The organism is Halomonas salipaludis (assembly GCF_002286975.1).
Lineage (GTDB): Bacteria > Pseudomonadota > Gammaproteobacteria > Pseudomonadales > Halomonadaceae > Franzmannia > Franzmannia salipaludis.
Map to the genome: position 1 here is coordinate 238,957 of NZ_NSKB01000004.1, position 17,938 is coordinate 256,894.

At 59.8% G+C, this 17,938-nt stretch carries 5 protein-coding genes and 1 pseudogene; all 6 read right to left on the reverse strand.

Features of this window, described 5'->3' with window-relative positions; genetic code table 11:
• Nucleotides 1-8: 8 nt before the first annotated feature.
• Entirely contained in the window at nt 9-926 is a 918-nt protein-coding gene (locus CK498_RS11630) for an SH3 domain-containing protein (RefSeq protein ID WP_095621025.1), read from the reverse strand.
• A gap of 95 nt (nt 927-1,021) precedes the next feature.
• Nucleotides 1,022-1,402, reverse strand: coding sequence for a hypothetical protein (locus tag CK498_RS11635; protein ID WP_095621026.1), 381 nt, complete (start codon nt 1,400-1,402; stop codon nt 1,022-1,024).
• A gap of 70 nt (nt 1,403-1,472) precedes the next feature.
• Complete coding sequence (locus CK498_RS11640) at nt 1,473-2,282, reverse strand: OmpA family protein (RefSeq protein ID WP_176475783.1); 810 nt, start codon at nt 2,280-2,282, stop codon at nt 1,473-1,475.
• Between the two features lie 16 nt (nt 2,283-2,298).
• Nucleotides 2,299-7,041, reverse strand: coding sequence for a YadA-like family protein (locus CK498_RS11645; RefSeq protein ID WP_229359052.1), 4,743 nt, complete (start codon nt 7,039-7,041; stop codon nt 2,299-2,301).
• A 234-nt stretch (nt 7,042-7,275) separates the two neighbouring features.
• Nucleotides 7,276-7,392 (reverse strand): annotated as a pseudogene (locus tag CK498_RS26875) (ESPR domain-containing protein); the annotation flags it as partial.
• A 275-nt stretch (nt 7,393-7,667) separates the two neighbouring features.
• Nucleotides 7,668-17,831: an Ig-like domain-containing protein gene (locus tag CK498_RS11650; RefSeq protein ID WP_095621029.1), complete on the reverse strand. Its 10,164-nt coding sequence runs from the start codon at nt 17,829-17,831 to the stop codon at nt 7,668-7,670.
• Nucleotides 17,832-17,938 lie beyond the last annotated feature (107 nt).

Below are 17,938 nucleotides of genomic sequence, written 5' to 3' on the forward strand. Positions count from 1 at the left end.
CGAACTCATTACTCCATGAGAGATGATGATATCCAACCCAATACTTTTTCCTTTGGGAAATAGACCTGGGTCCACTCATTGATATTCCCCAAAACATATAACTCATCCCCATACTCCGCACTACTAACGACATCATGCTCGGTAGAGTTGCCTGACCTTATGTTAGCCTGCGCACTAGAGACTTGGCGCATCTCTAGCCCTTCTAAGCTCGGCTCGATATTTCCCGCGGCAATGCTATTACCATTCTGCAAAGCCGTTGCGAACCAGAAGACGGCCCAGGCATGGTTCTGCTCAACGCCCCGCCCCTGAGCATATAAAGCCCCAAGATTATTCTGCGCATAGGCATCACCGGCTCTCGCGGCACGTTCGTACCACTCGAAAGCTCTGCTATAATCCTGCTCTACGCCACGCCCATTTTCGTACATGCTGCCCACATTGTTCTGAGCGTTCGTGACACCTTGTTGCGCAGCGGCCTCGAACCACACCGCCGCTTGCCCGTCATCCTGCGCAACGCCGCGCCCCTCTAGATATAAGAGCCCCAGTTGGAATTGGGCCGCTTCACTGCCCTGCTCGGCGGCACGCCGATACCACAGTGCGGCCTCTTCGACGAAAGAAGTGTCATCTCCTTGTCTACGCATATGCAACTCAGCCAAGCTAAGCTGCGCTGGCATGTACCCTTGGTCGGCCGCCAATCTATACCACTTCTTCGCCTCCTCTTCGCTGGCCGCCACTCCATCGCCATTCTCATGCATCATCGCTAGGCTGTGTTGCGCTCGGGTATCTCCCTGCTCGGCTAACTGCCGCCACTCATGGATAGCGGAGGCATAGTTGCCCCTCCTATACTCCATGACCCCTTTCTCATAATCTGCCAACACCTGAGTGGCGTACAAGCCAATCACCACACTTAAGATCAGAGTCAACTTCATGGAGTCCCTCATTACTCCCTTTTGGAGTGGCTTCATCATAGCAGCCCCACCGACCATCAGTGTACATTTGGTATGGGAGTCAATCACCAGCTCGCCTATTCCCCCAGCTCTTCATGCCTGTCCTCCGATTCATCACTTTCCATAGCACCAGGCGATACAGGAGACATGTCATTGCTTGCGACAAGAAGATCAAAGCGCTGATGCGTTAGCACACATAGCACACCGGCATCCGTCTTGAAAATGGCGTGATTGGTGTCACAGTACAGGGCAGCGGTATTCAGTGTCCGATAAGCACTAATAGCATTATCCATGTCGACGAAACGTGCCAAAAAAAGCTCCCCTTCAGGGCATTCCAAGGCTTGCTCATCGCTGCTGGCTATACATATCTCAGATTGATCCACGTCAGGGTTGCCATCCTCTGGAAGACAGCCTGTCAGCAACAGAGGCGCCATGAAGAATATAGAGATACGTTTCATGTCAATGATCATTCCCCCTGATTGCTATTGCAGCGGTCGCTGAATTTAGCTTCCATCAAGCCTCTGATGGTTATTCGTTAATTTCTATCTCGACGCGTCGATTGGGCTGCAAGCACTGCTTGAGCAGAGGCGTCGCACTCTGCCCTGGACACGTCACTATCGGGTCACGCTCCCCGTGACCGCGGCTATTGATCGTCGACGCCGGCACTCCCTGTGCCACCAGATACGCTTTCACCGCGGCGGCACGACGCTCGGACAGTACCTGATTGTAGGTGACCTCCCCCAGCCGATCGGTATGACCTTCGATCAGCAGACTGGGGCTCACGAAGTCGCGCGCCAGAATGCTCACTAACTCATTCAGGCCACGCCGGCCTTCCAGACGCAATTCGCTACTGTCAAAGGCGAACAGGATGTCCGACGAGAGCGTCACTTCATGCGCCCTCTCATCGGCATCCGACGCGTCCACCTCAACCGGAAAAATGAAATCCGCGCACTCGGGACGATGCCAATGTGTCTCGCTCATCCGCATGTCTCGGTCGAACAACAGCTTGTACTGGCAGGTGATGTACTCGTTGCCCTCGCCGGTATAGAAATTGAACGCGTAGTCCCACTCCCGAACCGCGAAGAATCCTTCATTGAAGTGCGGGTCGCCCAGCAACCGCCTGACCTGCTCCTTGCTTTGCCCCTCCGAGATACGATGAATGGCCTCGGGGGCGATGAAATCCCCCGTGTCGAGGTAAGAACTGTCGAGATCGGGGAAACTCACCTCCCCCTCCTCGCCCAGGCTCCCGGGAGAGGCGCAACCTTGCATCCCCACAGCCAGCATGCCGACAAGACCAAGGCCAAGAGGCAGCCTGCGAAACATTGCGTTGTTGAACATCCTATGCCCCTTTGCTTTACCAGTGGAAGCCCGCACCGACCCCTGCACCGAAGTTGCCTTGAGAGTCGCCGGAGACATTGAGCTTCGCCGCCCAACGACCGTTGTCGGAAAGCCGCGATGCGCCGACGGAGACCGCCGACTCACCGTTGTAGGTACCGGCCCCCACCGCCAGCATGCTCTTGCCAGGCTTGTACGCTTGGGGGACGGAGGCCATGGCCATGGCACTTGCGGTGCCGGCATTGGCCTGATCTTCCACATCGTCGATCCGACTATGCACGCCACCAATTTGCTGCTCGAAGCGCTGGCTGAGCTCACGCATCTGGCCCAGATTCACCGCATCGCTATCCTCGACACCGGCTGAAATATTGCGCAGCCGTGTCGAGGTGCCTTCCTCACCAAAGGTGACCGAGCTGTAGTCCACGTTGCCGTCGCCGTCGCGGTCGTAGTTCACCGAACCGGCTTGCACCGATTCCAGCTGCCGTACGTTGACCGCATCGGTGGCTTCGGTACCGCCGGCCACATTGGTGATTTGCCGCTCGCTGCCTTCACTGCCCACCGACACCGCGCCCTGGGTCGAGGCGACCGACTCGCCGGAGAAGGCTTCTTCCTGGCCATCCATGCCTTCACGCTGGGCTACCGAGCCAGCCCCCAGCGCTACACCGCCTTCACTCTCCGCCCGAGCGCCGTCACCTGCCGCGACGCTGTGGTCCCCCGCCGCCACGCTCTCGGGCCCCATTGCCACGCTTTCGTCACCCTCCGCCTGAGCCGCAGCCGCCTCGGAGTTGGCGGTAAAGTACTTGCTGCCGCCCTCCTCGATGTTGCTGACCTGGTTCTGCACCTCCCATAGCTGGCTGCCATTGACTGCATCGCTGCTCTCTTCCGACACCTCGCCGGCCGCCACGTTGGTGATGGTCGTACCCTCATCGCCTTCCAGCGTGATGGAGTCGTAATTCACGCTGCCATCATCATTGACGTCGTACTTCACCGCTTGGTCGTTCAATTCCTCGAAGCTATCGCCGAGATTCGCTACGTCGCCCTCGACGTTGGTCACCCGGTTATCGAGCTCGGTGACATCGCCCTCCACCTCACCGACCCGCCCCTCGATACTTTCCACGGCCTGGTTGGTGGCGTGCAGCTGCGAGCCGTTGATCGCATCGGTGCTATCGGCACTCACGCGACCGGCCGCGACATTGGTGATGGTACGCTCGGCACCATTGGCTCCCACGCTCACGGTAGCCACAGGCTCAGCACCCGCGAACTGATACGTTTGACCGGCGATGTCGATACTCGCCGTACCGACCGCCTCACTCGTTTGCGCCCCCTCACCCAAGGCGACGCTGCCTTGGTGATCAGCCTGGGCATCGCGCCCCAGTGCCAGCGCATCCGCCGCCGTCGCCGTCGCCTCGTAGCCCACTGCCGTGGCACCCGGCGCCTGTGCAAAGGCGTCGCTCTCGGCCAAGCCATTCTCGTTGGTGCGCGCATAGCGAATACCGCGCCCATTCTCGTTGACGTAGGTCTCGCTGGTATCGCCGGCAATCTCAATAAGCAAATCGCCCGTTTCTTCGATCGCCTGATGCGTGGTGTAAAGCTGCGAACCATTGATGGCATCGGTGCTGTCTTCTTCGATACGTCCCGCCGCCACATTGGTGATGGTACGTTCCTGGTCTTCATCACCCACGCTGACGGTGCCCACCGGATCGCTGCCAGCAAATTCATAGGTCACGTCATTGATGGTGGTCCCGGAGGTGCCCACCGGGGCCGAGGTCACGGCGTTGCCGCCCAGCGCCACGCTACTGGGGTCACTTGCTACCGCTCCGGCCCCCAGCGCAATGGACTGTTCGCCGGTGGCCTCGGACTCGGTGCCCATGGCAATCGCATCGGGCAAGGAGACATAGGCTTGCTGGCCGATCGCCGTTCCCCCCGGGGCCGTGGCCTCGACCAATGCCCCATCCCCCATGCCGATGCCGCGATCGGCGTTGACGATGGTATCGGGACCGACGGCGATGGACTCCTCCCCCACTGCCAACGAATCATTGCTGCCATCCTCATCGGCAGAGTTGGCGTGGAAGTAGAGGGTGCCAGTCTGCGTCACCGAGGAGATCGCTCCCTGCAACTGGCGAATGGTCACCGCATCCTGATTCTGCGTGCCATCCGCGACGTTGGTGATCTGACGATACGCCTCGCCATCACGCCCGACGGAGACAGCGCCAAGCAGTTCCTGATCGTTGGTGTTGTAGGTAATGGTCGCCGACCCTGCATCAATCACGCCGTCGGTGGGCGCCGTCTCACGATCAACGATGGACTCAGCCCCCAACGCTGCACCACCGACAATATTCGCTTGCGCCTCTCGCCCGAGGGCCACGGCATCTTCTTGTGTAGCGCTGGCACCGACGCCAGCGGCCATGGCGTTGACACCGGAGGCACCGTCATTGTCGTAGTTGTCGCCAATCACTCCACCGTCATTGACGCTGTAATAGCGCGTGGTGCTCTCATCGATGGATTGGTCGAGTTGCCCCAGGTTGACGGCGTGGTCGTCTTCGGTGCCGTCGGCCAGACCGACGATCTGTTGGCCTCCCATGTCGATACCGCCGCCGTCGATCACCGGACCGCCGTCGTTGATGGTCACGCTGTCCAGTGCCAAGTCGTCGTTCAGCGCGATCTGCAGTTCGTCGTCGTCAGTCACCTCGGTGCTGAGGTTGGCATTGCTGCCCACGATATTGAACGTCTCGCCCAGGCGACGCTCGGTCTCGCCAGAGTCACCGCCGAAGGTCAGCGGGGTGTCGGCAATCTCCTCAGTCAGGTTGGTGACCTGGCCGAGGTTGACCGCGTCGCCTTCCTCGATCGCATCGCCAACGTTGGTGATGCGGTTGTCGCTCATGTCGATTGTGGTGTTCTCGGCGATGGTGAAGCTATCGCCGCCGAAGACAGTATCGCCTTCGGTGATGTTGAACACTTCGTCGCCCTCGTGGGTGACGCTGAGATCGCCTTCCAGCAGTGTGTCGCCTTCCACCGTGAGATTTTCGCTGATCTCGACGTTGCTGAATTCGACGTCATCGGCGGTGGCCACGCTGATCTCCTGGCCGTCGCTGGTGATCTCGATATTCTGGCCATCCAGGAAGGTGACCGTATCTCCGGGCGCCACATTGGTCGACGCATCGGCATTGGTCTGTACGTCCCAGCCCTGGCTGGCTACGTCGCCGACTTCGTTGAGCTGCCCCAGGTTGACCGCATGGTCGTCTTCTGTGCCGTCGGCCAGGCCAACGATCTGAGTATTGCTCATATCGATGCCGCCACCGTCGATCACCGGCCCGCCGTCGTTGATGGTTACGCTGTCCAGTGCCAAGTCGTCGTTCAGCGCGATCTGCAGTTCGTCGTCGTCGGTCACTTCGGTGCTGAGGTTGGCGTTGCTGCCAACGATATTGAGGCTTTCGCCCAGGCGACGCTGGGTCTCGCCAGAGTCGCCGCCGAAGGTCAACGGGGTGTCGGCAAGACCTTGCAGCTGGGCCACGTTGACGGCATCGCTGTCCTCGGTACCGGCCGCCACACCGGTGATCTGGCGATACTCGCCAGCGTCCGCATCCCCGACACTGATCGCCGAGCGGGTCGAGGTCGTCGACAGGATAGCGGTGTCATCGGCGCCCTCGGGAACATAGCCGGCAATGCCGGACGCCGTGCTCGCAACCGAGCCGGAACCCAAGGCGACACCCCCTTCTTCCGTCACGTCCGCGTCATTGCCGAGTATGAAGGCATCGGCGACATCGACATCGTTATCGTTACCGATAAGGCGGCTGCCGGTGGCGGTCTCCGCTAACACGTTGCGGTTGCCGAAGGCACCGGCCTCATCGGCATCGATGGTATTGTCGTTACCCAGCGCATAAGAACCGCTACCGGTTATGATATTCGGATCACCGACAGCCCCTGAGTGGTCACCACTGACCTCGTTTTGATAACCGATACTGATACTTTGCTCGCCGGAGGCGATCGCCCCCGTGCCTACAGCTAATGAATCTACCCCAGACGCCTGACTTTCCAGGCCCATGGCAAAGCCGTTAATACCGGTTGCCGCCGCTTGATGGCCGATTGCCACCGAGTCAGCACTCTGCGAGTTGGCTAAAAAGCCAATTGCCGTAGAACGCTCACCGACAGAAGACGCCTGATCGCCAATGGCAGTGGCACTCAGTTCGGCTTGAGTATCGTTGCCAATCGCCACGGCGCGACTAGCCGCGGCATCCGCTAGTGTACCGATCGCGACAGATTGCTCACCGGCAGCACCGGCCTCGCGCCCAAAGGCAATGGCGTCTTGTTCACTCGCTACGGCCTGTGTACCGAAAGCAAGTGAATCAGTACCACTGGCCTGTGTATTGTCTTCGGAGTAGTCCCTTTGAGAGTCCGCAGAGCCAATGGCAATGGCACGTTGCCCGGAGGCAAGAGACGACTGCCCCATTGCCACGGCGCCATCGCCAATGGCTGCCGATACATTACCAAAGGCAATGGCGTTTCTGCCGGTAGAGGCTGACTCCCGCCCTATCGCCATGGCTGCCCAGCCGATAGCAACCCCGCGGTTGCCCAGCACGACGTTATTATTGCTGCCAGCGTACGAATAGGCACCAATGACCGTTGACGCACCTTGGTTGGTTGCGGGAGCTTCAGCAATCGAGTTAGCACCGATGACAACAGACCCGGGAGATGTCGCTTGAGCATCTGTACCAATAGCCACCGCCCCAGGAACAGTTAACCCACCTGAGTAGTCAATTGGCACGCTACCGTCCAACACAAAGGGGTTTGCCCAGTAAAGCGTTGTCAACCCGTCGTCACTTGCCTCTGTTCCGTCGCCCACCTGCAAGCCATCACCGCTACCCTCCAACACCGCACTCTGGGCAGCAAAGCTGGGCGCTGATAGTGTCCCCCCCCCTGTAGCCATGAAGGTCACAAGTGTTATAGAAAACAGTGGCCGTGCACTAACCGGGGGCCGCTGTATGGCTTGAGCACTTGTGCTGCGTTCAGCGAGCCCCTGCTGTGTAGCGGCTTTACCACGTCGGCAGGCTACTTCCGGCGCCACTATTGACCGTCCCAGCGCACGGTTCCATACGATGCGATAGACCTTATTCATGAGCGCCCCTCAACTTCCCGCTTATTATTCCCAGCACGCGGCATTCAACGCCATACTATTGACGGTTAATGCGCGCCCTAGCATTGCATCGCCTAGCAGTATGAGGCGATACATCATTTTTCATTAGTTACTCGTGAAGTGAGTATTAGCGGTTAAGTACAGGGGCCGCAAACAACTTGATCGTTAGTGCAAAGTTTTAAGAGTCAATCAGCCACACTAATCCAGTCCAGCGCTGGCGGTCAGGTCAGCGCTGGTTGGATAGCTTATTTATTTCCTTACTGATCCACAGTAATGGCTGACTCAACCCTGAGTTCAGCGCCCTCAGTAGCACTATGGTAGACGCTGAATTCGCGTCCATCTTCAGTAACGGTACCGTTTTCGGACCAGCCACTGCCCAGCTCGACACTGTCACCTTCATCACCGTAGATGAACAGTTCGTTGTCATCGTCGGTCATATCGACTACGTCGTCGATGGTCAGGTCGCTCAGAGTATGATCCTGGCCTTCCGGCATCAGATCGAGGATCTCGATATTATCGAGGTTGGCGTAGTCGTCACGGTCTAGATCCTGGCCATAGCGCAGTTGGACGATGTCTTCACCGTCGAGCCCATCCAGTGGATCACCGCTGTAGAGCAGGGTGTCGTCGCCTTGGGAGGGCGTCACCGGGCTGATGTTCAGCGGCAGGTCTTGCGGCTCGGTGAAGTCTGTTTCGTCAGCGTCAATGTTGTCATCGAAATCATTCGATTCAACGGTCTTGGCGCGTACTGAGACACCGTCGTCGTCCAGGGCGTTAGCGGCCTGCAGCACATGAACCTGGTTGATCATGTCGGACGGCACCCCGGCGAGCGTATAAGTACCGCCATCCGCCGCATCATACTCCCAGTTGTCCTCGAAGCCGGGCGCTAGCTCCAGTGCGCCGTCTTCTCCGGTCGGCAAGTAAAATGCCGCGTGTTCACCGAGCCCGGTGAACTCGAAGGTGGCCGTCTCGCTGCCTGAGTAGTCTTTCATATCAGCGTTAAGGTTCAGCCGCACAGGCTCGACTTCGTTGCCAAAGCTGGAGTTGGGCGCGATCTCGATACCATCGGCCACGCCCTCCACGATCAGATTAAACTCACTCGAGGTAGCCTCAGGTTCGATGCCCGGCTCCCCGGAAAGCACCGTGAACTGGATGCCCTCGATCTTCCCGGACTCATAGCGCGGCGGCACGATGCCGATGTACCCCGGCAACTCACCCTCTTCGGTGACCGGGACCGACCAGGTGTTGGTACCGTCACCATCGGATCCTGAGTTATTAGCGGACTGTACATTCTCGGCATTATCGCCGTAGACCACGGTGTAGCCGTTGGGCACGCCCTCGAAAAACGCCGATTGCACCACTTCGGAGTCGTCGCTCAACTGCAAGTTGCTGACTTCGACCTCAATCGGCGCATCGCGGTCCTCGCCATCCCGCTCCAGCCCCATCGCATCTTCCACGCCGAACTCGACGAAACCGCTGTTGACCGGCTCAACACCGAAGCTCTCGGAGACGATAGTGGATTCGACGTTCTCGGCCCCTTGCTCGCGGCCGAATACGGCAACACTCACCTCCACACTTCCGGAAGCGTACTGCGCCGGGCGATAGCTCAACCCCTCCAGGCTAGCACCGCCCTCAGCGTCCAGTGTCACACCCTCGATGGCAAAGTAGGTCTCTCCCTCGATGGTCACTTCCGTCGCGGTGATCGGTTCTCCGTTCCAGAGCAGTTCGCCCGACTCGTCCATGCCACTGTCGTCGACGCGGACGTATACCGTATCCGAGGGCTCCTCGTTGTCATCCAGCAGCTGAGCAAAGGCGCCATCTGCTGGATTGCTCAGCGTAATGCCGAGATCCAGCTCACTCTCCTCGTCCTGAGACTCGCTGGCGTCGCTGGGCATATCCAACGCAACACCAAAGGGATCGGTCACCGGCGTTACCTCTGGCTCGACCCTTGCCGTTTCCACCTCCTCGATGCCACTGGCCGCGTAGGTGGTCAAGGTGGCATCGAAGCCGAAACCATCCAGGCTATTGTCGTTGCCATTCTCCGGCGCCCTCACCTGGATCTGGTTCAGCAGATCCTGAAGCGCATCGTTGTCACCCGAGCCAGCGGCATAATACACCGTCTCACCGTCTACCTGGGTTTCGGTCATGCCGATGATCTCTGTGCCCTCGGGCACATCGGTCAGCGTGATCGAGAAGCCCCCTTCATCGGATTCGTCAAGCTCGCCGGTCAACAGGTTAGCAAGCGATTGGGCTTCATCCTCGGTCATCACCGCGTCTTCATCATCACGCACCTCCCAGGTGCTGATATTGGCTGGCTGGGAGTCATCCGCGTCGCTGTCATCGAAATCGCTGTCGATTTCTAGAGTCCAATCCACACTGGCCGATTCAACATCCGGTGCCGGTGCGCCATCGCTGGTGTAATCGCGGGTAAAGGCCGTGATGCTGATGTCGCCCTCGAAACCATCCTGGAAGCGAGTCGCATCGCCCTCGACCTGAAACGTCAGGGTCTGCTCGAGCGGTCCGGCGAACGCCTGGTCAACGTTCAACCGCCACTGACCGGTGGTCAGGTCATTGTTCGCCGATCCCGGGGTTTGGCCGATGAACTCGGCGCCCGCCACGCTCACCCCCAGCGGCACGCCGTCGATAACGATATACTCCAGTCGCTCGCTGCCATCGTGGTCGGGTTCATCGTTGGCGTCCGGGTCGGGCGCCTTGTTCAGCTCGACGACCACGTCGAAATCACCGTTCTCATTCACGGTAATCGACTCGGCATCCGTGTCGCCATCGATGCTGAGCAGTGTTATCTCCACCGGGTCGGTCACCGCGTCGATGCTAACGTCGTAGGTATCCTCGATGGTCTCGGTGACAGGCTCCACCTCACCTTCATAACCGCTCCACGGGGCGACCTCGATATCGTATTCAATCGCAAAGCCGAGCTCGTCACCGGCGAAGTTGGGAGCCCCCTTCAGGTAGATATTGTCGAGGGCATCGCCGGTAATCTCCAGCCAGCCATCCTCAAGCGTGATACCGTCGGCGCCATTAGCCGCCGCCTCGGCTAGGGTCGGCGCAGTGTCGCCGGTGCCCAGGTAAAGCTCGAACTCATCCTCATTGATGTCGCCGGCATTGATGCGCACGGCGGCAAGCGTTTCGTTCTTCTCCTCAGGGCTGCCAACCAGGGTAAAGTCCAACTGCTGGAAGGCGTCCTCCTGAGCCGTCACGCTGGTGCTGATGGTCGCCGTGGCCACCGGCGTGACATCGAGCCGTACGTCGGTGTGCTCATGCGTCGCCGAGTTGCCGTCATCCTCGGTAGTGATCGGTGCGACCTGAAAGCTCACTTCGCCACTGAAGTGCTCAGGGAGGGTCAATTCAATCTGTGCCAGCGTGTCCGCCAGGGCATCTCGGATCTGCTCCAGCGACTGGCCCTCTGCGATATCCTGGCTGATCATCCACTGGCGTTCTTCGCCCGTCCCGCCAAGCGATGAGACCCCACTGCCCTGCAGGGAGAACTCAGCGTCCAGCCCCTCCAGGCGCAGGGTAAGGCGCTCAGAGCCATCGACATCGTCCATCTCTAGGCTTTGTGCGCCGATCAATTGATCCAGCGTCACTCCATCGCCCTCAGAGACTTCAGCTTCCTCGACCGCATCAATGCTGGCGTCATCCGCGACGCCATCCACATTGACCCGAATCGGGCGGGGCACCAGGTCATCTATCTCGCGGAACTCGCCCTCACTGCCTTCGAAGGCATCCACCACCTCACCGCCTAGCTCCAGGCGGAAATCCCGGTTGTCGAAGGGTGCGGTGATAATTTGCAGGTCCGCGCTCGGGTCGAAGTCGTCGATCGTTACGCTGTTCTGACCGCGATCCAGACCATCACCGTCGTCTGGCGTATCGTTGCTATCGAAGCGCTGGCCGTCATAGATAACCACCGCCCCCTCAGGAATGCCCTCCAGGGTAATATTGAAGCTCTCGTAGGGATCGGATGAACGCAGGTCGATATCCAGATCGATCGGGCGCTCGATGTCCTGCGAACTCTCCTCGCCGGAGGAGCTGGTGACATTCAGGCTGATGTCGTCGGGATCGCTCGCATCCGGTTCGAACACAATCCCGCTCAGGACGTAATCCGGGTCGTCGCTGACCGCCACCGATTCGGCATCGTCGGCATTCTCACCGGCATCCACGCTCTTGGCGCGGACCTCGACGTTGAACTCACCCGCCTGGAAGGGGCCACCGCGCATCTGCAGGGTGTCGAGGAACTCCACCGGCACATCCACCGGCGTACCGTTATAAGCAACCTCGACCCAGTCACCGCTGTCATCCTGCCAGCGGAAGGTCACGCCATTGGCGCCGACCTCGTCGATCCCCTGGCCTGCCACCTGCACTGGCGTCAGCTGCGCATAGGTCACCTCACTGGGGTTATCGCCCGTATCGCCCAGGAAGCCGCCATCGGCATTGGTCCAGCCTGTGGCCAGAGTCTCTCCAGCGTCCAGGCTACTCCAGTCGCTGGAGTTGAGGTCGTACCACTCATCCTGCTTGACGCCAACATTGCCCGTGCCATCCTCTACGCCATTGTCATAGACGATATTATCCGGCGTCTCGATATCACCGTCCTCTACCGTGCCGGCTACCGGCTGGACCTTGACGGGCAGTTCCACGCCCTCAAAGGTTTCGCTGACGGTCGTCTCCTCACCACCGACGGTGCCGGTGTCCTCAACGGTGATATCGAGGCTCAGATTAATGTCCTCGCTGCGATTCTCGGGGGCGCGAATGGTGTAGTTCTCGAAAACCCCGCTCTCGATATCGCTTTCGGAGATAGTGAAAGAACCATCGGTAACGGCAATCGGTTCACCGGCCTCATCGAAGACCGCCCATCCCTCCGGAATATCGTTGACCACGATCTCGGTGATCGCCTCGCTTTCCCGCATATCCTGAGGTTCGATGCCGGTCAGGAAGGTACGGTCATCCTGGATGTCCTCTTCGCCTGCGCGGTATTCGAAGATCTCGACCTGGTCCAGGTCCTCGATCTCATTGGGCACCGGCGTGACCTCCAGGTTGAGATCCACCGTGTCTTGCACCTGCTCGCCATCCTCGGACGGGCCGTCCGGATCGCGATCGATCGCATTGAGCGTGACCGTGATATCGGAGATATCGCCGCTGAAGTCGTTCGGCGGGGTGAGTTCAAGCGTCGGCAGGTCGCGGGACTCACCGTCACCGAAGTCGCCCAGTGCACTGGCCGGTATCTCGATGACGCCGTCACTACCGGCCTCGAAGGTCTGGCCATTGACGGTAACGAATGTTCCTTCCTCCACGCCGCTGATCTCGATCCAGCGCTCCTCGCTGCCGGTCAGGTCCTCGAAATCGGCCGTCAGCAGGCGTGCCAGATCCAGCGGGCTGTCTTCTTCCAGGGTGACGGTGGCCGTGCCGTTGTCGATGTCGACGCTGTCGATATTGTCATCGCCTGACAGGTCATTGGCGTCATTCAAGGAGAGGTCGACCGGATCGGTCACCGCCTGCACCTGCACCTCTACCGGGGTCTCGGTGCGGCTGGTCAGGGTATCGCTATCGGCATCCAGCGGATTGCCGTCGCCGTCGACCTCATAGGAGGTGACGCCACCGGTCACGGTAAAGTTATGGGCGTCGTGGTCGGACCCACGGATCTCCAGGGCCTCGAAATCGGCCAGACTGATCTCGACGGCGTCGGGATATCGCGCCTCCCAGTCATCGGCATGACGAATGGACTCGCCATTGGGTCCAAGCGAGTTTTCATTCAGATACTCGCTTATCACGAACTGGATGGCGCCGTCGCTGATCACGCCGTTTCCGTCACCGACGTTATCGATGGGATCGCCATTGCCATCAACCAGCGTGGCCCCGTCCGGCATGCCGCTCAACTCAATAGCGCCAAGGCGCTCGGCGCTGTTGTCCTCCAGGTCGCTTGGCAGCGGCGCCTCGAAACCTAGCGGCACGCGCGAGTCAGCCTCGTCTTGCCCCTCTACATTGTGCTCGTTGACCGTGACCGACGACGCATCAACCGCAAACACGGGCTCGTTAGAAACCGGGTTGACCGTGACCGAGACCTCTACCTCGCGCACTTGGCCATCAGCACGTTGGTATTGATAGGTGAAGCTGTCTTCGCCGCTGAAGTGCTGATCTGGCGTGTAGGTCATCGCGCCAGTCTCAGAATCGATACTCACGCTGCCATGATCAGGTTCGTTCTCCTCATCGATGGTAATGGTGTCTCCCACCGCCTCCGCCGGGGTCAGGAACGACTCGCCTCCGTCCTGATCCTCATCCAGCGTGATCGACTGGCCTTCCTCGCCAATCGCATCATCCTCGACGGTGACCGTGAAGCTACCGGAGGCAGCGTCTTTATCCGTCTCGTATTCACCATCCTCGCCGCCCTGCTCCTGCACGGTGAAGTCGAAGCCAAGGTCCAGGTCCTGTTCACCATCGGCCTGGTCCAGCGGGCGTTTCAGGGTGAATTCATAGCCTGGGCTCGGGGCGTTGCCGGCGAGTGCGTCTTCCAGTGATTGCTCACGGTCGGTGAGCGTGACAGTAAAGACCTCCGCTCCTGCGTCTTCGAAGCTATCGTCGGTACTGGCAATCAGGGTGCCGCCGTCCTCACTGACCTGGAAATAGACGTCTTCGCCACCGGCGGTAAAGGCTTCACCGTAGAGCGAGCCACTTTCCTCAATATCAGCGAAGCTGACCAGAAACGGGTCGTTACCGGTGACCTCGAGATCACCGCTCACGGTCAACGCATCATCGTCGGGGTCGGTGCCGCTGGACAGGTTGGCCTCGTCGACCGTGGCGTCGTCGGTATTGCCAACCTCGGGCTCAGTGTCCTCGATGCCGATGTTCTTGGTTCCTCGCTCCTCACTGACGCTGCCATCGCCGTCGATCAGGTCGTACTCGAAGGATTCGATCACCTCGTCTTCGCCGGCATGGTCGACGCTATTCAGCACGCTATACGACCAGCTGCCGTCACTCCCGACCGTTAGCTCACCATACTGGGTGTCAACCGTTTGTTCCTGGACCTCGCCTCCCACGTCATCGGCCTCGCCAACGACGATCTCAGCCGGTTCACCGTCGCGGTCGGTGTAGTAGATCGTATGCACCACCGCACCATCGGCACCGAGGCTGTCGTTGTCGATCAGGTTGGTGCCGTCAAACGCCGCATCACCCTCGGTGATGTCCTGGGTCTCAGGCATGTCATTGGCAAGCGGCGAATCGTCCTCGATCTCCACGTCTAGCGAGCCATTACGCACGTCGCCGGCAGTATCGGTCAGGCTCACATCAAGCGCATCGATAAAGGGCTCATCGTCCCCCAGTTGAGAGTGATCCGCGGCTGTCGTAAGCGTGTAGCTGTAGCTGAGAATGGACGTGTCGCCGCTGTCGTCGTAACCGGTGATCGTCAGGGTGCCGTAATCCGTTACGATCTCGAGGGGATCGCTCTCGCTGGCACCTTGCAGTTGTGCCAGATCGAAGGACTGGCCAGCGATCTCGAGGGTGGCGAGGTCTTCGTCCTCCGCGAAGGAGAGCGTCAGTTCGCCTTCATATGTGCGGGCGCTTGCGTTACCCGCGTCCGTGCCTGCCGGCTGATCGCCGTCCGCGACAATGCCGCTTTCGGACACCGCAATGCTCTCGCCCAGATCGAGACCAGATACGGAGCGGCTAGCCTCTGCGGTGTTGCCGTACTCATCGGTGGCAGTAGCACGTACCTCGAAACGCTCCGCGTCCAGCGGCACCGTCGGCGTAAACGACCAGTTGCCATCCTGATCGACGACAATGTCGTCCGTATCGGGGATCGATGTGACGTTTCCATCCGAATCGATTTGCTCCAGCGCAACGCTGTCTCCCGGCTCGCCGCTGCCGCTGATCTCGGTGACATTGCCATCGGTATCCGACTCGATGGCCTCGACGGTCACCTCGGTCACAGTATTCTTGAGGATGCCATCGTCGGTTTGCGCTTGATTGCCTTCACCATCGGCCCCGACCAGGGTCACCGACAGATCACCGTCCGGCAGGCCGCTAAGATCGGCTTCCACCGAAAACGTGCCATCGGCATCGATGTCATCGGCGCCAACCACAACCGTGACCTCGCCACCGCCACTGCTGCTCACAATCAGGCTCTCCACCGAGCCGCCGGCCGGGATCTGACCGCTAATCTGCACATTCTCGAGATCGTCGATGGAGGCGAGCACATCATCGCCTTCGCTATCGTCCACCCCGCCTTCACCATTCGGCATGGCGTTGTCGGTGATGGCGACATCGACCACGCCCACGGTGACTGTGGCGGCGTCGGATCCCCCTTCGCCATCGCTGATGGTGTAGTCGAATTCGACTTGGCCGTTACTGTTGGCAAAATCGAACCCGTCCTCAGGCGTGAACAATAACTTGCCATCGTCATCGCCACCTTCGATCAAGGTAACGGTGCCGCCGTCAACCTCGACCGTTTCACCGGGACCGATGCTTGTGCCGTTGATATCGGTGATGCTCAGATCATCGCCATCTGGGTCACTGTCATTGGCCAGCACATCCACCACGACTTCCTCGCCCACCGGGGTGATATCCGCCACCCCACTGGCCTGTGGGGCGGCGTTGATGGCATGCGTGTCCCCTGTACCGGGATTCCCCACTTTGTCGGTGTAGGTATCGTCTTCGACATCGACGCTAATCGGCGCTTCACCGTCGGCAATGAACTCAGCGGTCCAGGTCTGATCGTCTTGCGTGCTCAGGCTACCCGGAACCAATGTGCCGCCCTCGACCTGAATATCCGCCTCGGTGAATCCATCTACCGGTTCGCTGAACTCGAACGTCAGCGTCGTATCTTCTTCTGCGCCGAGCGTGCTGTCAGCCGAGGTGATCTCCAACGTCGGTTGGTTAGTGTCGAACACCGCCGTGTCGGTATCCGTGGCCTGGTTGCCGGCCTGGTCTTCCACCGTCGCCTCTACCGTCAGGTCGCCCTCGTCGAGATCACTCAGGTCGGCGGTGGTCTCATAGCTACCGTCTGCGTTGACCGTTGCCGTCACCTCGACGTCGTCGGTATCAGGGTTACCATCGCTGACCACCAGCGTCACTTCCTGGCCCTCTTCCACGCTTTCGGTGCTACCGTGGATCGGGGCGTCATCGACGTTGTCGACGTTGACGCCCTCCAGGCTGACGGTGATCTCGGCGCTGGTATCGAGTTCCGCCGTATCGTCGTCACTGGCCTGGTTGCCGGCCTGGTCCTGCACCGTGGCGACTACGCTCAGATCACCATCGGGCAGTGCACTCACATCTGCAGTGGTGCTGTAGCTGCCGTCTGCTTCAACGGTCGTAGTGACTTCCACCTCGCCTTCACCGCCGTCCGCGGTGATCACCAGGGTCACTTCCTGGCCCGGCTCGACGTCATCCGTGGTGCCGCTCAGCCCTACCGACGACTTGCCGTCGTCGTTGATCACGTCGTCATCGAAACTCACGCTGATATCGGCGCTGGTGTCGAGCTCCGCCGTGTCGGTATCCGTGGCCTGGTTGCCGGCCTGATCCTCCACCGTCGCCTCTACCGTCAGGTCGCCCTCATCGAGGCCACTGAGATCGGCAGTAGTGTCGTAGTTACCCTCTTCATCCACCGTAGTGGTAACCATCACGTCGGGCGTATCCGGGTTACCATCGCTGACCACCAGCGTCACGGTCTGACCCTCTTCCACGTCGTCGGTGGTGCCGTGGATCGGCGCGTCATCGACGTTGTCGCTATTGACGTCCTCCAGGCTGACGCTGATCTCGGCGCTGGTGTCGAGCCCAGCCGTGTCGGTATCCGTGGGCTGGTTACCGGCCTGATCCTGCACCGTGGCGGTGACGCCGATCTCACCCTCGTCGAGGCCGCTCAGGTCGGCGGTAGTCTCATAGCTCCCGTCTGCGTTGACCGTTGTCGTCACCTCGACGTCCTCGGTGTCAGGATTACCGTCGCTGACCACCAGGAAAACCGTCTGGCCAGCGACGATGTCTTCCGTCGTACCGTGAATCGGCACATCGGTGACATTGTCGCTGTTGATCTCGCCTAAGGTGACGCTAATGCTACCCTCTGGCGGCGCAGCACTCTCCGCTGTCGGTGTCCTGCCTCCGCCATCTCGCGGAAACTCCAGTGGCTCAGCTGGCTGGAATGCATCGAAATCGAACGTTTGGCCCAGTTCGTCGCCGATACGCCCCAAGCGCACGAAGTAGTGCCCACCTGCACTGGCCTCATCGTCGCCCGTGGGGTTGTCTGGCGGGGTGTTGAGGTTATCGTCATCCAGCAGTGTTTCATGTTGTTCATCAGCATCGTCATCGTTGGCATCTTCATCGGCATCCGGCTCGGCAGCGATGACGATACTCTCTCCCTCCTCGACCAGCATTGGGTCGCGACCATCGCCAACATCGAGCTTGACTTGGGCATTATCGCCCGTCACAAGCGTTTCACCCTCTTGAAGGGCATCCCCGACACGCAGTTCACGAAGATTTCCCTCGCTATCGCGTGCCCATGCTTGTCCTGTAATGGAAATGACGGTTGCAACGA